Source organism: Aquibium carbonis, from assembly GCF_003970795.1.
Classification (GTDB): domain Bacteria; phylum Pseudomonadota; class Alphaproteobacteria; order Rhizobiales; family Rhizobiaceae; genus Aquibium; species Aquibium carbonis.
Genome location: NZ_RWKW01000069.1, coordinates 15,374 through 34,873 on the forward strand (window position 1 = coordinate 15,374; position 19,500 = coordinate 34,873).

The window sequence follows — 19,500 nt, forward strand, 5'->3', positions numbered from 1 at the left end:
CTCGCCCGAGCCCGACGGACTCTGGTCGCACGTCAAACATCACTCCCGGTCCCGACACATGCCGCCCCGTGCGTCGGACCCTCCTGGATCCGCAGGGAGACGAAACGTGCCTGATGCCTACATCTTCGATTCCGTGCGCACGCCGCGTGGCAAGGGACGAGCGTCCGGCGCGCTGCACACGCTGTCGCCGATCGATCTCGGCGCGACCGTTCTGTCCGCGCTCGACGAGCGGACGCGGTTCTCCCGCTTCGGGCCCGAGGACGTCATCTTCGGCTGCGGTGACGGCGTCAACGACCAGGGCGCCAACATCGCCCGCTCCTCGGTGCTGCATGCCGGCCTTCCGGACACCATTCCCGGCAGCACGGTCAGCCGCTTCTGCGCCTCGGGTCTCGATGCGGTCAACGCGGCCGCCGCGCGGGTGATGGCCGGCCAGGCCGACCTCCTCGTCGCCGGCGGCGTCGAGATGATGTCGATCATCCCGATCGCCGGGACCGGCGGCCCGAACGGCACCGACGCGATCTTCAACGACGAAGCGCATTTCACGCCGCTCGGCGAGGCGGCCGACCTGCTGGCCACCCTGTGCGGCCACACCCGCTCGGACGTCGATGCCTTCGCGGCCATGTCGCAGGCGCGGGCCGCCGCGGCCTGGAGCGAGGGTCGCTTCGACCTGTCCGTCGTTCCGGTCCATGACGCAAACGGCGTCCTCATGCTCGATCACGACGAACACATGCGCCCCGGCACGACGGCCGACGACCTTGCGAAACTGCCGGCCGCGTTCAAGGCGATGGGCGAGAAGGGCGGCTTCGATGCCGTCGTCCGCCAGCGCTATCCGCAGGTGGCGAAGGTCGCGCACGTCCACACGGCCGGCAATTCGTCGGGCATCGTCGACGGCGCGGCGGCCATGCTGATCGGCACCGCGGAGGCCGGCCGGCGCCTGGGGCTTAAGCCGCGCGCCGTCATCCGCTCCTTCGCCAATGCCGCCATGGACCCTTGCCTGATGCTGGCCGCCCCGGCGGACGCGACGACACGCTGCCTGGCACGCGCCGGGCGGACGCTCCGGGACGTCGATCTCTTCGAGGTGAACGAGGCCTTCGCCTCCGTCGTGCTCCACTTCATGGAGAGAACCGGCGTGGGATCGGACCGCATCAACGTCAATGGCGGCGCCATCGCCATGGGCCATCCGATCGGCGCGACCGGCGTCATGCTGCTCGGCACGCTGCTCGACGAGCTCGAACGGACCGGCCGCGAAAGCGGGGTCGCGACGCTCTGCGTCGGCATGGGCATGGGCGTCGCCACCTGCATCGAACGCGTGGGAGGCGGGTCATGATCAGCCGCACCGACCTGGGAGGCGGGGTCGCCCTCCTGACCATCGAAACCGCCGGCCCCGTCAACACGCTGACGAAGGCCTTCAACCACGCCCTTCTCCGGCTGGTCGACGAGATCGTCGCGGATGACGCGGTGACTGGGATCGTCATCACCTCGGCCAAGGATGGTTTCGCGGCGGGCGGCGACCTCGACGAACTGCGCGCGGCACGGACGCCGGCCGACATCACCGCGATCGTCGCGCCGTTCCTCGCTGCCATCCGCAAGCTGGAGACCTGTGGTCGTCCGGTGGTCGCCGCGCTCAACGGCACCGCGCTCGGCGGCGGCTACGAACTCGCGCTCGGCTGCCATCGCCGCATCGCCGCGGATCGGCCGGACGCCGTCTTCGGGCTTCCGGAAGCCGGGCTCGGGCTGATGCCCGGCGCGGGCGGAACGCAGCGCCTGCCGCGTCTCATCGGCATGCAGGCGGCGGCAGACCTCATCCTGCCCGGCCGCACCCTCGACACGGCGGCCGCGCTGAAGGCCGGCCTCGTCGACGCCGTGGTCCCGGCCGGCGAACTGCTGAAGGCGTGCACCGACTGGATCGCCGCCAACCCCGGGGCGACCCAACCCTTTGACCGCAAGGGCTGGACGTTGCCGGGTCTCGATCCGAACACCGTCGAGGGCCGCCACTTCCTGACCGGCGCCTGGGCCAGGATCCGGGCGAAGTCGGCCGCGACGAACGAAGCCGCCACGGCGATCCTGCATGTCCTGCATCATGGCCTGGAGCGGTCGCTCGACGCCGGCATCGCGGTCGAGACGCGCCAGTTTGCGCGCCTGGCGGTCTCCACGGGCGCCCGCAACCGCATGCGCGTCCTCCATTATGGCACCCGGGCCGCGCGGCCATCGGTGAAGCCCGACCGTTCGCTTCGCAGGATCGCCGTGGTCGGCGGAGGACAGATGGGCACGGGCATCGCCTACGCCGCCGCCCTCGCCGGCCTGTCCGTGGCCCTCGTGGAAGCCTCGCGGGAAAAGGCGGACGAGGCGCGCGGGCGCATCGCCGCGCTGGCGGAGCGGCAGGTTGGCCGCGGCCGCCTTTCCAGCGACGAGGCCGCCGCGCTCGTCGGGCGGATCGAAACCTCGGACAGCTACGACGCGACGGCCGATGCCGACATGGCCATCGAAGCGGTCTTCGAGCGGCTCGACGTCAAGCAGGACGTCCTGCGCAAGCTGGACGCGGCGATGCGTCCGGGCGCGACGATCGCCAGCAACACCTCGACCATCCCGATCGGCTCGCTGGCGACCGCCCTCGGCGACCCCTCGCGGATGGTGGGCATGCATTTCTTCGCACCGGTGGAGGTGATGAAGCTGCTCGAGATCGTGCGGGCCGACGCCACGTCGGAGAAAGCCCTGCGGGACGCCCGGATGATCGCGTCGGCAATGCGTAAGACGATACTTACCGTCAATGACGGGCTGGGCTTCTACACCAGCCGGGTCGTGTCCAGCCTGTCCAGCGAAGGCATGACCCTCGTTGCCGAGGGCGTTCCACCGCAGGTGATCGACAATCTGATGACCACCGCGGGTTTTGCCATCGGCGCCGCGACGCTGGCCGACCTGACCAAGATACCGCTGCTGAAGGACATCCTGACATCCATGAGCGGCGCCGGCGCGCCGACGTCGATGCAGGGATCGAAGGCGGTCGACGCGCTGGCGAAGCTCGAAGCGGCCGGCCGCGTCGGCCGACCGACCGGGCAGGGCCTGTTCGACTATGCCGAGGACGGCGCCGCGCCCTGGCCGGGTCTGGCGGCGATGTTTCCCGCCGCCTCGACCGTGCCGCACGAGGACGTCCGCTCGCGCCTTCTCGTCACGCAGTCGCTGGAAGCCGTGCGCGCGCTGGAGGACGGGGTGCTGAACGATCCGCTCTCGGGCGACGTCGCCGCCGTGCTCGGCTGGGGCTATCCCGTCCATCTCGGCGGCCCGTTCGCCTATATCGACGGGGTCGGCGCGTCGACGATCGTCGATCAGGCGCGCCAGCTGGCACGAGACTATGGTCCGCGTTTCGAACCACCGGCGCTGCTCGTGCGCATGGCGCGGGACGGCGACCGCTTCCACGCCCTGTGACGAATGCCGAAACAACGAGGAGACAAGCCATGAAAGCTGCACTGGTCGAACCGATGGGCATCGACAATCTGCGCGTCGTCGAGATCGACGAGCCGGAACCCGGCCCGGGCGAGGTGCTCGTCGCCATCCGCGCGGCGTCGCTCAACTATCGCGACATCCTGGCCGTCAAGGGCGGCTATGGCCGCATGCAGAAGCAGGACAGGCTCATCCCCCTGTCCGACGCCGCCGGCGAGGTCGTGGCCGTCGGCGCCAAGGTCCGCGCCTGGAAGGTCGGCGACCGCGTGCTCAACTGCTTCTTCCCGCGCTGGCAGGCCGGGCCGCTCCGGATCGAATGCGTCAGCGAGGATCTCGGCGGCATGTTCGACGGCGTGGCGGTCGAGAAGCGCGTCTTCCGGGAGGACGCGCTGGTGCGGATGCCGGCGTCCTTGTCCTTCGCCGAAGCCGCCGCGCTGCCATGCGCGGCCGCGACGGCCTGGAACGGCCTGATCGAGCGCGGCGGCATCCGGCCCGGCCAACGCGTCCTGACGCAGGGAACCGGCGGCGTTTCGCTGTTTGCCCTGCAATTCGCGAAGCTGGCGGGCGCGGAGGTCTACGCCACCTCGTCCAGCCCCGAAAAGCTGGAGCTTCTGAAGCGTCTCGGCGCCGACCACGTGGTCAACCATCGCGAGGACGCCGAATGGGGGAAGACCATCATGGGCCTGACCCGCGGCGCGGGAATCGATCACGTCATCGACATCGGCGGCGCGGAAACGCTCAAGCAGTCCATGCGCGCGCTCAAGCCGGCGGGAACCATCACCCTGATCGGCGTGGTGACCGGCACCAAGGCGGAGCTCAACCTGCCGATCGTCGCCATGCAGGCGCTGCGGCTGGAAGGCGCCAATGCCGGAAGCCGGCTGATGCTGCAGCATATGGTGGACGCGATCGCCACCAACGGACTGAAGCCGGTCATCGACGAGAAGCGGTTCGGCCTGTCGGACCTCGCGGAGGGGCTGCGCTATCTCGAGGCCGGCCGGCACGTCGGCAAGGTCTGCATCGAGATCGGCTGAGCGCGGCGCGATGAACCCCGATCTCGTCCTCGTGCGGCGTTTCATGGCCGGCGGTGGTGTCGGCCTGCCGGTCGACAGCAGCGCACTGGCCGTTGCGCTCGGCGCACGCCTCGAGGCGTGGAGCCCCGAGCGCCGCGAGCTGGTCATGGGCTACGAGCCGGACGCCACCTTCAGGCAAGGGGCCGGCGTCCTGCAGGGCGGGGCGGTGGCTTCGATGCTCGACTTCGCCATGGCCTTCGCGGGGTTCACCCAGTTGGCCGACGGCGCGGGGCTGTCGACGCTGACCATGAACGTCGTGTTCCAGAAGGCGGCGCGCGGTGGTCGCTACACCGTCCGCGGCCGCATCGAAAAGCCGGGGCGGCGGGTGATGTTCGCCGCCGCCGAAATCACCGATGGCGACGACGTCGTCGCCACCGCCACATCGACGCTGCTGGTGCTGCCGGCGGCCTAGGCCTTTCCGCATCTTGCCGAGGAGACGAATCATGACGAAACAACTCGACGGACAGGTCGTCCTCGTCACCGGCGCCGGACGGGGCATCGGCGCGGCGATATCGCTGCTCCTGGCCGAACGCGGCGCGGCTGTCGGCGTGCTCGACATCGATCGTGGTCTCGTCGACGAAACGGTCGCGCGGATCGCCGCCGTCGGCGGCCGGGCGCTCGCCTTGCCGTGCGACGTGGCCAGCCGGGACGCCGTTCTCGATGCCGCCGCGCGGCTGCGGGCCAATCACGGCGCCCTCACCAGCGCCGTGGCCAACGCCATGTGGATCAACTACGCGCCGCTGCGACAGGTGTCCGAAGACATTCTCGACCGAATGCTGGCGGTGGGCATCAAGGGCGCCTTCTGGGCTGCGCAGGCCCTGCTCGAACACCGCGACGATCGCCCGGGAACGATCGTCAACATCACCTCTCCGGTCGCCGATCTCGGCTTGCCCAACACGTCCTGCTATACCGCCACGAAAGGCGCACTGGTGGCGATGACGCGGCAGATGGCGGTGGAACTCGGACCACTGGGCATCCGCGTGAACGGCGTCACGCCGGGCGCCGTGCCAACCCCGGGCGCCAGGGCCATGGTCGACGAGACGGGCTACGAGAAGCGGCGCCAGCAGTCTCCGCTCGGCCGCCTCGGCACCGAGGAAGACGTCGCCCGCGCCGTCGCCTTCCTGATCGGCCCCGAGGCCCACTTCGTCACCGGGGAAATCCTCCACGTCGATGGCGGCGTCACCATCAAGGCCATCTGACCCGCGGCATCGCGCACGCTTGCCGGCCGGTCGACGGCGCAAGGTCGTCTGCCGTCCGGTCGACGCCTGACGGCGTGTCGCCGTCCGGGCGCGGCGTCGTCCCCGAATCGACCGGGCCGGCGCAGCGTCCAGGCGGGGCACTCTGCCGCCGTGACGCTCCGCCCGAGGCGTCCTGCTACGGCATGGTCATCGGCAGCCACAAGGCCAGGGCCGGAAACAGGATCAGGATGATCAGCCGCACCACGTCGGCGGCGACGAAGGGCAGCACGCCGCGGAAGATCTTGACCAGGTTGATGTCGCGCGCCAGCGAGTTGATCACGAACACGTTCATGCCCACCGGCGGCGTGATGAGCCCCAGCTCCACCGTGACGACCACCAGGATGCCGAACCAGATCGGGTCGAACCCCATTCCGACCACGACCGGATAGACGATGGGCACCAGCAGGATGACCATCGCCATGCCGTCCATGATGCAGCCGAGCACCAGGAACAGGCCCAGGATGAGCGCCAGCGTGCCGTAGCTGCCGAGTTCCAGGGCGACCAGCCAGGCCGTGATCTTCTGCGGTGTCTGGGTGACTGCGAGGAAGTAGCCGAACAGGATCGCGCCGATCAGGATCGTGTAGATGGCGACGGACGTGCGAAGGCCTTCGACGAGGCAGCTCATGAGAATGCGTGGCGTCAGCCTGCCCCGGGCAAAGCCGATCACGGCGGTGAGGAAAGCGCCGACCGCCGCGGCTTCGGTCGGCGTCGTCAGCCCGAAATAGATCGACACCACGATCGAGAGGAACAGCAGCATCACCGCCCAGACCCCCGACAGCGAGACGATGGCCTTGCGCAGGTCGAAGGGGCGTCCGTCCGGGAGGCGGCGGCCATAGGCGAGGCGGACGGCGACCATGTACATGACGACGGCGAGCAGTCCGGGGATGAGACCGGCGATGAACAGCTTGCCGATGTCCTGCTCCGTCATGTACCCGTAGACGGCGAGCATCACCGACGGCGGAATGAGGATTCCAAGCGTGCCCCCCGCCGCGACCACGCCGGCGGCGACCTCGCCGGGATAGCCGGCGCGGCGCATCTCGGGGAGCGCGATCTTGGTCATGGTCGCGGCGGTGGCGGCCGAGGACCCCGAGATGGCCGCGAAGCCGCCGCAGGCGCCGATGGTCGAAATCGCCATTCCGCCCTTGATGAAGCCGAACCAGGCATCGCCGGCCCGAAACAGCTCGCGCGAGAGGCCCGACCGCGTCGCGAGAACCCCCATCAGGACGAAGAAGGGGATCAAAGAGAGGTTGAAATCGGTCGCGGTTCGCAGCGGCGACATGGACAGGGTCGACATCGCCGGCCCCAGCCCGACCACGGACGCGAATCCGGCCACGCCGACGATGCCCATCGCGATGCCGATCGGCACGCGAAGCATCATCAGCGCGAACAAGGCGGGAAACGCCATGATCGCCAGCACGTCTGTGTTCTGCATGGCCTAGTCCTGCTTCGTTTCCGGGATTTCGATCGGGTCGAAATCGTCGAGATTTCCCCTGCCCGTCGCCACGAGGACGAGCCGCGTGAACACGGTGACGATCGAGACGACGACTCCGAGCCAGATCACGGCGAAGAACGGCCAGAGCGGCAGCCGCAGCTCCATGGTGACCTCGCCGCTGCGCGCGGCGTTCATCACCGGAAAGGCGAGCCGGTAGGCGACCAGGCAGGTGAAGCCGAGAAGGACCGTCCAGGCAAAGCTGTCGACCCATCGCCGGAGGCGCGGCGGGAGGAACTCCGACAGCAGGTCGACCTTGATGTGATTGCCGCGGAAGCCGACGCTTGCCAGACCCCACATGACGGCCGCACCCATCAGCAGGCGCGACAGGTCGAAGGCGTCCGGCAGCGGGTAGCTGAACAGGTATCGCGACGTGGCGGAAGCCACGACCGTCAGGGTGATCAGCGCCAGCAGGCCGCCCGCCACCATCTCGATGGCGAGCGACACCCGTTCCAGCGTTCTCGAGATCCGGTCCACGGACTTCCGCCCTTGCTACGCCAGTGCTACTCGGCCTCGTACAGGCTGTCGTGGCGCTTCAGCGCTTCCCTGTAGCTGGCGAGGACCTCGTCCGGGTTCCAGCCGGCGGCCGTCGCGTCTTCGCGCCACTTGTCCAGAAGCGGGGCGGCGGCATCCCGCCAGGCCTGGACCTCCTCGGGCGAGGGCGCATGAAGCGTGTGCCCGGCGTCGATCGCCTTCTGCCGGCCCGACTGTTCGTTCTCCGCCCAGCCGCTCGACACGCGCTTGGACCATTCCGGCGTGCAATGGTCGTCGATGACCTTCTTCAGGTCGTCCGGCAGATTGGCGTAGGTCGCCTTGTTGAACAGGAGAAAGTTGGCGCCGGTGTAGATGGGCATGTCGAGGTGGTTCTTCAGGACGCTGTCGATCCCGAAGATGAAAACGGAATTCCACGGGAAGGTGACGGCGTCGACCAGCCCCTTGGTGACCGCCTCGCGCGCCTCCGAGGCCGGAACCTGCACCGGGCCTGCGCCCAGCGAGCTGACGAAACGGGAGATGGTGGCGTTGGCGGCGCGGATGTTGATCCCCCGCAGGTCGCCCGGCAGGCGAACCGGATTCTTGGAATGGATGGTCGCGGGATCCGGCGGATTGGCGACGCAGAACTTCACGTCCGCCATCTCCTTCTCCGCGTAGGGCGCGTACCATTCGTGCACGGCCATGGCGCCGTCGGTGGCGTTGGTCACGAAGAACGGCACCTCGTGCAGCGCATACACGGGGAAGCGGCCGGCCTGGTATCCCGGCGCCACATAGGCGATGTCGGTGACGCCATCGCGGGTCATGTCGTAGTGATCGGCGGGCGCACCCAGCTGGCCGGCGGGGAAGATGGTGATGTTGATCCGCCCGCCCGACGCCTCCTTGATGGACTCCGCCCACGGCTCGATGACCATCGTGTGTATCGGATGGGTCGGCGGCACCCAGTGCCCCAGACGCATGTTGACCTCCTGCGCCACGGCTCCGCCGGTCGACGCCCACAAGGCCGCAGCACTGATTACGAGATGTCGAATGCCCATAAATTCCTCCCTTCGTGAGCGTCGTTTCCGGCCTGATGCGACCTGTCGCTCCGCGCGGAAGATAGTGACGGGGGAATCCGCCATGCACAAGGGGCATTCTAACAAATGGAAACGAATTCTACTCAGTGATTGCGTGGTCGGCACGACCGTGCAAGATGGAGGTCGATCCGGCAATCGCCATCCGGGCAGGTGAGGTCGGTTGCAACCGGGTGCAGGGCCGTGGAGAAAGAAGACTTGCCGATCGGGAAGGAGACAGGCGCGCCGGGCCAGGAACGAGCCGCGGCGTCGCCGCATCCAGCCTCGCCGGCGGCCGATGCGCGACCGGACGCTGCCGCGGGGAGCCCCTTGCGCGTCGCCGCCATGTCCGGGCTTCTGACGGGGCTCGGCTACGGTTTCGTGCAGATGTCGGTCTCGGCGCTGCTGAAGCCGATCGCGCTCGACCTGTCGCTGAGCCGGTCGAGCGTATCGGCCGCGATCTCGATCGGCGCCCTCCTGCAGGGCGCCGTCGCGCTCTTCGCCGGCTATGCCGCCGACCGCCTCAATGCGCGCGGCGTGGTCATTGCCGGGACGATCGTCATGGCGATTGGTCTCCTGGCCATGTCCTCGATCGAGGGGCCGGTGGGGCTCTATCTGGTGTGGGGCGTGCTGGTTGCCGGAGGCGCGTCCTGCGCCTTCACCGTGGTCATGGATCGCGCCGTGCTGCTTCACTCGGACGACCGGCGCGGCATTTCGCTCGCCGTGCGCTTCACCGCGGTGGCGGTGACGACGACCTTGCAGATGCCCGTCATCGTCCTGCTGATCGAGACCGTCGGCTGGCGCGCCACCTGCGTCATCTGGGCGGTGCTGATGCTGCTGACGCTGCCGGCCGCTGCGTTCCTCTTCACGGCGCGCCCGCGCGAGGTCGGGGGCTCCCTTCTCGCCCTGTCGCAGTCCGCCACGTTGCGGGAGGCGGTGCGGTCTCCCTTCTACTGGGCGCTGGCCTTCGCCTACATGGCCACGACGGGCGCCGCCAGCGGGGTCACGGTGCATGCCGTCGCGATGCTGACCGATCGCGGCTGGTCGGCCATGGCCGCAGGCTCCATCGTCGGCGCGCTCGTGCTGCTCTCGATTCCGTCGCGGCTGGTCACCGGGCACTTCTCCGATCGCCAGCCGGCGCGGCGGCTGCCGCGGTTCCTGGCCGCGGTCCTGATCGTGGAAAGCGTGTGCTTCCTGGCCGACGCGGGCCTTCAGACCGGCGCGTCGCTGTTCGTTCTGCTCTTCGCCAAGGGGATCGCGACCGGTGTTCCCACGGTGCTGATCGTCGTCATCGCGATCACCAGCTTCGGCAAGGACAGCGTAGGCGCCATCCAGGGCAGCCTCCTGTTCCTGATCGTCCCCGGCACGATGGCCGGCCCCTTCCTGGCCGGTCTGGCCTTCGATCGCACCGGCAGCTACGCGAGCGCGATCGCCTTCTTCGGCGTGGTCATCCTGCTGGCCGGGGCCATCCTCCTGTTCGTGCGTCCGCTCCCGGTTCGACACCCTGCGGACCTGCGCGAGGGAGCGCCCGGCCATGGGTGACGTCGATCCGCGAGCGGGGCTGCCGGTGCCGGGGCCCGGCGGTCCGGACCGCGACGGACGGGCGCGCGCAGCCTGGTCCCGGTCTGGCGCCGGGCATGGCGGCCGACCCCTGCCCATCGATGCCTTGTGGCCCGTCCGGGCGGGCGATAAGACGTCTCCGGGAAGGTGTCTCACGGAACCGATGTTCGACAGGCTCGACGAAACGTCTCCCCGCATTCGCGGGAACCGCCACGCGGCAGGCTTGACACGCCTCGCCAGCCTTTCATCCTAAACCTCGAAACCTCTGGCTCGAAAATGACGCGAAAGCCCGGCAAATCCACTCTGGCGCGAGCCTCCGGCGGCGATGAAGGCGACGGGGAACAGTTCGGTCCCGTCGTCCGGGCGATCCGGTTGATCTCGGCCCTCGTCCGGGCGGATCAGCCGCTGACCGGCAAGGAAATCTCGGAGCTTCTGGACCTGCCGCCCAGCACCGTGCACCGGCTGCTGCAGCTTTTGTCCAGGATCGGCATCGTGGAGCGGAAGGGAGACGGCCTTCGCTACCATCCGGGTCCGGAGATCTATCAGATCGCCTATGAAGTGATGCGGCGGCAGGATGTCCTGGCCCGCGCGCAGCCCTACCTCCAGGCCATCGTCGACGAGTTCAACATCACTGGGGCCTTCTGGGTCTACGCGCCGTCGGTCAGCCTGCTCACGGCGGGAATCGTTATCAATTCGAGCCATCCGCTCGATTTCCGGCCCATCGCCTTCGCGCCACGGGGACTGGCCTGGGGCTCGGTGGGCTGGTCGGTCCTCGCCCACGTGTCGGCGGCCGAGGTCGACCGCGTGGTCGCTGCGGCGACGCTTTCGCCGACCGGCCGGGTGATGCCGCCGCGCGGCGAACTGGAACAGGAACTCGCCGAGATCAGGCGGGTGGGCTGCGCGTTCTCCGACAGCCAGACGATCTCGAGCGCCCTCGGCTTCGCGGCAGCCGTCTTCGACTATCGCAAGGAAGTCGTCGGCTGCCTGAGCGCCACCATCCCCTCCATGCGATACGACCCGCGCGACAAGCCTCGCTACATGTCGTTCATCGCCGGAAAGGCCCGCGCGCTGAGCGAGGATCTGGGCAACCTGTCCTGATGTCCGCCGCGGCTGCGGCCCTGAGCGGTCTCAGATCGCGGTGCCGTCGGGCGCCCAGGGGCAATTGTCGTCGCGCCAGTGATGCACCCGGCGCGCCGCGATGCGGAACCCGTCCGGGCTCCTGACGAACTGGTCGGTGGAGTACCCGACGCTTTCGATCACCTTGGCATTTTCCGCCGTGCGCCAGCGCGTGACGGTCCAGTAGCAGCGGGCGGCGTATCCGTCGCCGTCCGGCTGAAGCCAGAGATTGTCGAGGTGATGGCGGCGGCCTCGAAAGGCGGGAAGGGCGGTCAGCTCCGTGAAATATCCGCGTATCGCCGGTTCGCCGACATACTCCTTGCCAGCGGTGTCCTGAAACAGGGCGTCGGGCGTGAACAGTCCCATCAGGCCGTCCAGGTCCGCCATGTCGAAGAGCCAGACATAGCGGGCCAGCAGATTGCTGACGCGCAGGAAATCACCATTCTCGTACATGTCCGCCACGTTTCGTCTCCCGATGCGATGTCCGCGCGCCGGGAACGGCGCGCCAGATTGCTCCAGCGCATTCTAATCATCGAAACAGGATTTTATCCAACGGAATTTTGAATGTCTTCGGTTTGTGTCTTTCCGGCTTGCAGGATCGGGGAGGCCGGGGGCCCGTAGAGCATTTCGATCAAGGGGGCCCGCGCCCGCAGCACGCCCTTCTGGCTGATGGAACCCTTGTCGGTGATCTCTCCCTGTGCTGCCGATGGCGGGCTTCCGATCAGAAGCGCTCGTGCGATGTGGGTCGAACTCGCCGGGGCGCGCTGCGCCAGCGCATCCAGCGCCTCCGCGACGATGGCGCGGATGGCCGGATGCCGCTCCAGCGCCTGCGCGTCGATCGCGTCGACACCCAGATGGCGAGCGCAGTCGACCGGCGAGAGAAAGACCAGCGCGCCAGGCATGTCGCGGCCCTCGCCGGTGATCACCACGTCCGCCACCAGAAGCCCCGCCTCCCGCAGGAAGGCGTCGCGAAGGCCGCCGACATTGACCCACGTGCCGGAGGTCAGCTTGAAATCCTCCGCGATGCGCCCCTCGAACGCCAGGCCGGCGTCCGGGCGTTGCGGGTCGACCATGCTCAGCGTGTCGCCGAGGCAGAGATATCCCTCCTCGTCGAACAGCGCGGCCGACATCTCCGGCGCGCGCCAGTAGCCGGGCGTCACGATGGGCCCGCGCACGCGCGCTTCGTACTTGTCGCCTTTCGGCACCAGCTTGAGATCGACGCCCGGCAAGGGCAGGCCCGCCAGACCGGTGCGGTTCGCCGGCCAGTTCTGCACCAGCGCGAAGGGCGCCGTCTCCGTGGCGCCATAGGCCGAAAGAATAGGGACGCGCAGGCCGGTGGCCGCGACGGCCGTCCTTTGAATGCGGCGCTCCAGCTCACCCGGCATCCCGGCGCCCGAGTAGAACAGCATCGACACGGAGCCGAAGAAGCGGCGCGCGAGGCCGGGATCCGCTTCCAGATGCGGCATCAGCTCGGCAAAGCCGCGCGGCACGCTGAAATAAGCGCTGGGGGCGACGTCCCGCAGGTTTCGGACCGTTCGGTCGATCCCGCCGGGCACCGGGCGGCCATCGTCGACATAGAGCGTGCCGCCGAGCTGGAGGACCAGTCCCAGAATGACGTTGGCGCCCGAGGCATGATGCCAGGGCAGCCAGTCCAGCAACTCCAGCGGCCGGTCGGCGAGGAATGGCAGCGCCTGAAGGAGCATCTGCTGGTTCGCGCACCACATCCGGTTGGTGACGACGACCGCCTTGGGGCTGCCGGTGGAGCCGGAGGTGAAGAGGAGTTTCGCGACCGCGTCCGGCGTGACGGCCGCCGCCGCGCGAGCGACCTCCGCTGTCGCACGCGTCTCCAGCAAGGCGCTGAAGCCAGTGTGCGCGGTCGCCTCCGCGCCCTTCGCCACGACGAGGTCCGCCCCGTCGGGCAGGTGCGGGAGGATCCGTTCGGCCTGGTCCGGATCATCCACCAGGACCAGGCCGGGGGAGAGCAGCGCGAGCAGGCCGGAGAGCCGGGGGCCGGCGTCGCGGTAGTGCAGAAGCGCCGGATTGACGGGTGCTGCGGGCACGCCCACCTCCGTGCAGGCGAGCATCAGGAGCGCGTGCTCGGGCGTGTTGCCGCTGAGGATGGCGACAGGCCGTTCCGGGCCGAGCCCCCGGTCGAGCAGGGCCTGGCCGACCGCCGCCATGGCGCGCTGCGCCTCGCCGTAGGTCACGCTCCGCCACCCGCCGGCGGGGTCGCGTGTCTTCAGGAAAGGGCGCTCGGGCGAGATGCGGGCCGTTTCGTGCAGGCGATCCGTCATTTTCAGCGGAAAGGGGCCGAGTGGCTCGGCCGATGCCATCACGACCGTTCCGTCCTTCGCGCGCGCCGTTCGAACCGTCCGCGACCCGACGCGGAGGGAGGCAAAGGGCGCTTCGGTTGCCGGGGTCATGGGCGATGGACTCTGGTGTTCATGCACGTCCCGATGATGCCAGAAACGGTCCCGTCTCGCCCGCGGATCCGGGACGAGCGATGCAAAGACCGGGATTTCTCCCATTCAATAGAATTTAATTCCGTTCGTTGCAACCATCGACTGCCTGTGCAAGTCTTCGGCATGCGCGGCGGCACCGAAACCAGGCGGTGCGTCCATGATGGGGAGGGTAGCAGATGTCGGATCGGACGGGTCGTATCGTGGCCATAACGGGAGGTGCCGGCGGGATCGGCGAAGCCGCGGCGACGAAGCTCGCCGCCGAAGGATGGCGGGTGGTCGTGCTCGACCGGAACATGGACGGCGCGAGGCGGGTCGCGGACCTCTGCGGCGGCACGGCACGCGAGATCGACCTGGCCGATCGCGACAGCATCGAGGCGGCGGCATCCTTCGTCGAACGCGAGATCGGCCCTTGCTATGGACTGGTGACCGTCGGTGCGCTGCTGGAAGACCCGCACCGTCCCGAAGACGTCGCGCCGGACGCACTGCGCGAGATCCTGACGGTCAATGTCGATGGCACGTTCCTGACCGCGACGGCGTTCGGCCGGGCGATGCTGGAGCGCAAGGCCGGCTCGATCGTCACGCTGGGGTCGATCGTCGGGCTCAATTCCACGCCGCTCTTCGCCTATGGCACGAGCAAGGCCGCGGTGATCAATCTCAGCCGCAGCCTGGCCGTGGCCTGGGGACGGGCGGGCATCCGGGTCAACACGATCTGCCCCGGCCCGACGCTGACGTCGGCGCTGCTGGCGAGCTATGCCCGTGGCGACCGGGATCCGGCGGCGCGCATTCGCCAGACCGCGCTCGGCCGGATCGTCGAGCCGTCCGAGGTGGCTGACGGCATCTGCTTCCTGCTGTCGGACCGCGCGAGCGCGATCACCGGAACCGAGCTCACGGTGGATTGCGGCATCACCGCCGCGCAGATGTGGAACCTCTACAACGGCGTGCCGGAAGCCCGCGCCTGAGCATCGTCGACCCGGCCGGCCTCGTCCGCCGCGACGAATGTCTCGGCGATGGCCAGCACGGCGGCATGGATCGGCCCGGCGGTCAGACCTGGCATGACCGAGGCATCGACGATGAAGAGGTTGTCCAGTCCGTTGAGCTGGAGCCGAGCGTTCACGACGGCGTTGCCATCCTTGCCCATGCGGCAGGTTCCGCTCGGGTGGTGGTGGGTGATGACGGCCTTGGCGACGAAGGCGTCGATCTCGGCCGGCGAACCGAGAGGGCCCGGCAGCATTTCACGCTCGCGCCATTCCGACAGGTCCTGATGGTGGCCGATCGCGCGCGCAGCCTCGAGAGCCGCGCGGAACAGGGTGCGGTCGCGCTGTGTCCGAAGGTAGGCGGGATCGATGACCAGCCGATCGCCGAGGTCCGGTCCGCTGATGCGCACGGTGCCGCGGCTGGTGGGATGGGTGATGCCGAACAAAAGCGAATAGGCCGAGCCCGCCTCGGGCGCGTCGAACTGGTCCGACACGATCGGCGCCACGCCGCAGCCGACGACGATCTCGGGCTGGCCCGTGCCCGCGAAATCGCCGGCCCGCATGTAGGCCATCGATTCCGAATGCTGAAGGCGCGACGGCGGCACGGGCCGCCTGGCCTGATAGAGATTGCCCGCGCCGAGCAGATGATCCTGGAGGTTTGATCCGACGTCCGGGCTGTCGAGCACGCAGGCCACGTTCGCTGCGGCCAGAACCGCTTGCGGACCGATGCCGGAGCGCATGAGCAGGGCCGGGCTCTCCAGCGCGCCCGCGCAGAGGAGAATCCGCTCCGCCGAGACGGTCGTCTCCCCGGCCGGGGTGAGCATTTCGACGGAACCGACCCTGCTGCCCGACAGGACGAGCCTTCGAACCTGCGTGCCGGTGAAAATGGTGAGGTTCTTCCGGGCTCGAACCTCGGGCGTGAGCCAGGCATCGGCTGCCGTCACCCGCCGTCCGTCGCGAATGTTGAGCGAATTGGGGGTGACGCCGATCATCTGGCCGCTGTTGTGCCCCGGGATCCGTGCCAGGCCGAGCGCGGCGCCCGCCTCGATGAACGCCCGCGCGACGAGGCTGACCTCCTCGCCGGGCATGTAGACGGGCATGGGTCCGCCCTTGCCGTGGATTCCGTCGCCGCCGAGCGGATGGTCCTCGATGGCCTGGAACGCGGGCTGGAGCGAGGCCCAGCTCCACCGTTCGTCGCCCGTGGCCTCGACCCAGGCCTCGAAGTCGGCCGCATGGCCGCGCATGTAGCCCATGGCGTGGAGGCAGCTCGACCCGCCGACGACCTTGCCGCGCGCCCAGTGATGGACACGCCCCGCGGTGCCGGGCTGCGGCTCCGTGCGATAGTCCCTGTCATAGCTGCGCCCCTGCAGCGCCGGCCAGGCGGCGGGCTTCCAGATGTCGGGATCGCTCGCCTCCTCGCCGGCCTCGACCAGCAGGACACGCCGTCCGGGTTCCTCGCTCAGGCGCGCGGCAAGCAGGCAGCCGGCCGAGCCGCCGCCGACGATGATGACGTCGAACGTCGTGGCAAGGTCGGGTTCGGGGGTCTGGATCATGTCCACTCCATGTCTTGGCGGCGGGCGCGTCGGGGATCGATCCGATGGACGGGCCCGGTGCTCCCTCGGCGGCGGCCCGATCCCGGACCCACCCGGCGCCGATTCTTCAGGTGCCGGTTTCCATGGCGATCTTCGCCGCGGCGCGGGCGCGCAGGACATGCCTCTTCGCCGCCTTGCGCGCCGCTTTCGGATCTCGGGCCGCGATGGCCTCGAAGATGTCGCGCATTTCGCGCAGGCTGTTCTGCGCCCTGCCCTCGAGCGACATCGAACGGCCACGGAAGAAGCTGATCCGCGCCAGAAGACCCCGGTGCACCTCCTCGAGGACGGGATTGCCGCAACTGGCCAGGATGATGGCGTAGAAGTCGGCCGCCGTGGTCACCTGCGCCATTCCGTCATGGCTGGCGGCGGCCGCCTCGAAGGCGTTGAGCGAGGCTTCGAGCGCCTGCAGGTCCTCGGGTGAAATGCGCAAGGCGCAGCGGCCGGCGGCCTCGGCTTCGAGAAGCTCGCGCACCTCGTAGATGGCCATGGCCCGCTCCCAGGAAAGAGCCGGCACCGACGGCCCCTTGTTGGGGACGATCTCGATCAGTCGCTCGGCCTCCAGACTGCGCAACGCCTCGCGCAGCGAGGGCCGGCTCACGCCGAGCTGGGTGCAGAGCTGGCTTTCCACGAGCCGGCTGCCCGGCTGGAACAGTCCGGTGAAGATGGCCATCCGAAGCTTGTCGACGGTCCCCTGCTGAACCGTGCGAGGCGAAACGCGCAAATTCATTTCCGACATGGGTTTTCAACTCATCGATGTGCTGTCCGACCGGACTGACGGGGCGTGGCACAATACACCCCGATGCATCTTGATAGCCTGCCAGCGAAGGCTTGTCAGCCGCGAAGATTCCCGGATCGCCAAATTGAAAGATTGCCAGATTGCCAGACAATCGGTGTTGACGGCCCGCGCGTTTCTGTGCTCCATTCCTCGGCAGGGAACAAAAAAACGCGAGGATCCGAACGTGATCTCGGAACCGAATTCTGGCCAGATGAGCGCGAGGCGGGTCGATACCGGTCGTATCACGCTGCACGTGCGGGAGCAGGGGCGCGGCCCCCTCATGCTCTTCTTCCACGGCATCACGTCCAATTCCGCGGTGTTCGCGCCGTTGATGGAACAGCTGTCCCACCGCTTCCGCACGGTCGCGGTCGACCAGCGGGGCCACGGCCTGAGCGACAAGCCGGAAACCGGCTACGACGCGGACGACTATGCCGCCGACATCGCCGGCCTCATCCGCTCGCTGGACGCCGGTCCGGCCATTCTGGTCGGCCATTCGCTCGGCTCGCGCAATTCGGTGACGGCGGCTGCAAGCTATCCGGATCTCGTGCGCTCGGTCGTCGCGATCGACTTCACGCCGTATATCGAGACGGAGGTCTTCGATGCGCTGGAGAGCCGGGTGAACGCCGGCGACCAGCTGTTTGCGGACGCGGCGGCGGTCAAGGCCTATCTCGCCGCCCGTTACGTGAACCTTCCCCGGGCGGCCATCGATATCCGGGCGGAGAGCGGCTACCGCGCCGTCGACGGCGGACTTCGCCCGCTGGCTTCCCCCACCGCGATGGCGCAGACCGCGCGCGGGCTGCGCAGGGACCTCGTGCCGGTGTATCGCGCGGTCTCGAAGCCCGTCCTCCTCGTGCGCGGCGCAGACAGCAAGCTCGTCTCCGCCGATGCGCTGGCGAAGACGAGCCGGCTGCGCCCCGACCTTCCCGTCGTCGTGGTCCCCGGCGCCGACCACTATGTCAACGAGATCGCGCCCGACATCACCGTGAAGGCGATCACGAATTTCGTCGACGCCTGACGGCTCCACCCAGGGTTTCCGTACGCTTCAGCAGGATCGAGACAGATGGCAAACTTGAACTCAACTCCAGGCAAGGCCCGCCGCGCCGAAGTCGCCGGTGGCGGATTTGCCGGCCTGACCGCGGCCATCGCCCTGCGGCAGAACGGCTGGGACGTCCGGCTGCATGAACGCAGCGCCGAACTGCGCGCCTTCGGCGCCGGCATCTACCTCTGGCACAATGGCTTGCGGGTCCTCGAAGGGGTCGGTGCGCTCGAGGACGTGCTTCAGGGGTCGCACACGCCGCCGACCTACGAAACCTGGATGCAGAACAAGTCCGTCTCCAAGGAGACGTTTCACGGCCTCCCCTGGCGGGTGATGACGCGCAGCCATCTGCACAATGCACTGGTCCGCCGCGCCAAGGCCGTCGGCGTGGAATTCCGGGTGAACTCGGAAGCCGTCGCGGCCGACCCCGAGGGACGCCTGACCCTCCAGACCGGCGAAGTGCTGGAAGCCGACCTGATCGTCGGCGCCGACGGCGTCGGCTCCAAGGTCAGGGACTCGATCGGCTTCAAGCAGGAGCGCTGGGCCGCCACCGACGGGATCATTCGCCTGATCGTGCCGCGCAAGAAGGAAGAGCTCGGCGAGGGCGAGTGGGACAACACGATCGACATGTGGAACTTCAGTCCACGCGTCCAGCGTATCCTCTATTCGCCCTGCAACGACCAGGAACTGTACCTCGGCATGATGGCGCCCGCCTCCGATCCGCGCGGGTCGCGCGTGCCGATCGACCTCGAGGTCTGGGTCGAGATGTTCCCCTTTCTGGAGCCGTGCCTCGTCGAGGCCGCCAAGCTTCAGTCGGCCCGCTACGACAAGTACGAGACGACGAAGCTGGACAGCTGGGCGAAGGGCAAGGTGGCGCTGATCGGCGATGCCGCGAACGCCATGTGCCCGGCGCTGGCCCAGGGCGCCGGATGCGCCATGGTCAACGCGTTCAGCCTGGCGCAGGACATGGCGACGGCCTCCTCCGTCGAGGACGCGCTGCCCCAGTGGGAAAAGCGCATCCGTCCGATCACCGACCGCTGCCAGGCGATTTCCGCCGACTATGCGGCCAATCGTTCGCTGTCGAATGGAAACATGTTCACGCCGGCCGCGCTCGAAGCGGCCTGCTACGACCCGATCCGCCGGGTCTCCTCGTGGCCGCAATAGACCGACCCCCGGGTTGCAGAATTCGGGCGCGCGGAAGCTGCGCGC

Annotated in this window: 17 protein-coding genes; 10 read left to right on the forward strand and 7 right to left on the reverse strand. The window is 68.6% G+C overall.

Going from position 1 to position 19,500, the window contains the following annotated elements; translation table 11 throughout:
• Window positions 1-106: 106 nt before the first annotated feature.
• From EJC49_RS17740 to EJC49_RS17760, 5 genes are read left to right on the forward strand one after another with little or no spacing between them, the layout of a single operon-like run.
• Window positions 107-1,327 (forward strand): acetyl-CoA C-acetyltransferase, encoded by a 1,221-nt coding sequence (locus EJC49_RS17740; RefSeq protein ID WP_210211818.1) that lies wholly within the window; start codon window positions 107-109, stop codon window positions 1,325-1,327.
• The gene (locus EJC49_RS17745) at window positions 1,324-3,423 is read left to right on the forward strand and encodes an FAD-dependent oxidoreductase (protein ID WP_126701274.1); all 2,100 of its coding nucleotides are present in this window, start codon (window positions 1,324-1,326) and stop codon (window positions 3,421-3,423) included. The genes EJC49_RS17740 and EJC49_RS17745 overlap by 4 nt, the downstream gene beginning before the upstream one ends.
• 29 nt (window positions 3,424-3,452) lie before the next feature.
• Window positions 3,453-4,469, forward strand: coding sequence for a zinc-dependent alcohol dehydrogenase family protein (locus EJC49_RS17750; protein WP_126701275.1), 1,017 nt, complete (start codon window positions 3,453-3,455; stop codon window positions 4,467-4,469).
• Window positions 4,470-4,479: 10 nt separating this feature from the next.
• Window positions 4,480-4,920 (forward strand): PaaI family thioesterase, encoded by a 441-nt coding sequence (locus EJC49_RS17755; RefSeq protein ID WP_126701276.1) that lies wholly within the window; start codon window positions 4,480-4,482, stop codon window positions 4,918-4,920.
• Between the two features lie 31 nt (window positions 4,921-4,951).
• A complete protein-coding gene (locus tag EJC49_RS17760) occupies window positions 4,952-5,707 on the forward strand; it encodes an SDR family NAD(P)-dependent oxidoreductase (protein WP_126701277.1) in 756 nt (251 codons plus the stop codon).
• A gap of 175 nt (window positions 5,708-5,882) precedes the next feature.
• On the opposite strand, the gene EJC49_RS17765 is transcribed toward EJC49_RS17760, so the two are convergent.
• From EJC49_RS17765 to EJC49_RS17775, 3 genes are read right to left on the reverse strand one after another with little or no spacing between them, the layout of a single operon-like run.
• Window positions 5,883-7,178 carry a TRAP transporter large permease gene (locus EJC49_RS17765; protein WP_126701278.1) on the reverse strand — a complete coding sequence of 432 codons (1,296 nt, stop codon included), beginning with the start codon at window positions 7,176-7,178 and terminating at the stop codon, window positions 5,883-5,885.
• Between the two features lie 3 nt (window positions 7,179-7,181).
• Window positions 7,182-7,712 (reverse strand): TRAP transporter small permease, encoded by a 531-nt coding sequence (locus EJC49_RS17770; RefSeq protein WP_210211819.1) that lies wholly within the window; start codon window positions 7,710-7,712, stop codon window positions 7,182-7,184.
• 26 nt (window positions 7,713-7,738) lie between these two features.
• Window positions 7,739-8,761 carry a TRAP transporter substrate-binding protein gene (locus EJC49_RS17775; RefSeq protein WP_126701279.1) on the reverse strand — a complete coding sequence of 341 codons (1,023 nt, stop codon included), beginning with the start codon at window positions 8,759-8,761 and terminating at the stop codon, window positions 7,739-7,741.
• A gap of 234 nt (window positions 8,762-8,995) precedes the next feature.
• On the opposite strand from EJC49_RS17775, the gene EJC49_RS17780 reads away from it, so the two are divergent.
• Together EJC49_RS17780 and EJC49_RS17785 are read left to right on the forward strand one after the other, a co-directional pair.
• Window positions 8,996-10,318, forward strand: a complete 1,323-nt coding sequence (locus EJC49_RS17780; RefSeq protein ID WP_126701280.1) for an MFS transporter — start codon at window positions 8,996-8,998, stop codon at window positions 10,316-10,318.
• A 294-nt stretch (window positions 10,319-10,612) separates the two neighbouring features.
• Window positions 10,613-11,434 carry an IclR family transcriptional regulator gene (locus tag EJC49_RS17785; protein WP_126701281.1) on the forward strand — a complete coding sequence of 274 codons (822 nt, stop codon included), beginning with the start codon at window positions 10,613-10,615 and terminating at the stop codon, window positions 11,432-11,434.
• 30 nt (window positions 11,435-11,464) lie between these two features.
• On the opposite strand, the gene EJC49_RS17790 is transcribed toward EJC49_RS17785, so the two are convergent.
• Entirely contained in the window at window positions 11,465-11,905 is a 441-nt protein-coding gene (locus EJC49_RS17790) for a nuclear transport factor 2 family protein (RefSeq protein WP_245453458.1), read from the reverse strand.
• A gap of 92 nt (window positions 11,906-11,997) precedes the next feature.
• Window positions 11,998-13,785 carry an AMP-binding protein gene (locus EJC49_RS17795; protein WP_170314778.1) on the reverse strand — a complete coding sequence of 596 codons (1,788 nt, stop codon included), beginning with the start codon at window positions 13,783-13,785 and terminating at the stop codon, window positions 11,998-12,000.
• Window positions 13,786-14,090: 305 nt separating this feature from the next.
• On the opposite strand from EJC49_RS17795, the gene EJC49_RS17800 reads away from it, so the two are divergent.
• Window positions 14,091-14,873, forward strand: a complete 783-nt coding sequence (locus tag EJC49_RS17800) for an SDR family NAD(P)-dependent oxidoreductase (protein ID WP_126701284.1) — start codon at window positions 14,091-14,093, stop codon at window positions 14,871-14,873.
• On the opposite strand, the gene EJC49_RS17805 is transcribed toward EJC49_RS17800, so the two are convergent.
• Together EJC49_RS17805 and EJC49_RS17810 are read right to left on the reverse strand one after the other, a co-directional pair.
• On the reverse strand, window positions 14,843-16,441 hold the full coding sequence (locus EJC49_RS17805; RefSeq protein ID WP_126701285.1) for a GMC family oxidoreductase: 1,599 nt from the start codon (window positions 16,439-16,441) through the stop codon (window positions 14,843-14,845). The two genes, EJC49_RS17800 and EJC49_RS17805, sit on opposite strands and share 31 nt — an antisense overlap.
• 106 nt (window positions 16,442-16,547) lie before the next feature.
• Window positions 16,548-17,216 carry a GntR family transcriptional regulator gene (locus EJC49_RS17810; protein ID WP_126701286.1) on the reverse strand — a complete coding sequence of 223 codons (669 nt, stop codon included), beginning with the start codon at window positions 17,214-17,216 and terminating at the stop codon, window positions 16,548-16,550.
• On the opposite strand from EJC49_RS17810, the gene EJC49_RS17815 reads away from it, so the two are divergent.
• Window positions 17,215-18,270: an alpha/beta fold hydrolase gene (locus EJC49_RS17815; RefSeq protein ID WP_280960049.1), complete on the forward strand. Its 1,056-nt coding sequence runs from the start codon at window positions 17,215-17,217 to the stop codon at window positions 18,268-18,270. The genes EJC49_RS17810 and EJC49_RS17815 overlap by 2 nt on opposite strands.
• A 45-nt stretch (window positions 18,271-18,315) precedes the next feature.
• Complete coding sequence (locus tag EJC49_RS17820) at window positions 18,316-19,455, forward strand: FAD-dependent oxidoreductase (protein WP_126701287.1); 1,140 nt, start codon at window positions 18,316-18,318, stop codon at window positions 19,453-19,455.
• The last annotated feature ends 45 nt before the right edge of the window (window positions 19,456-19,500 follow it).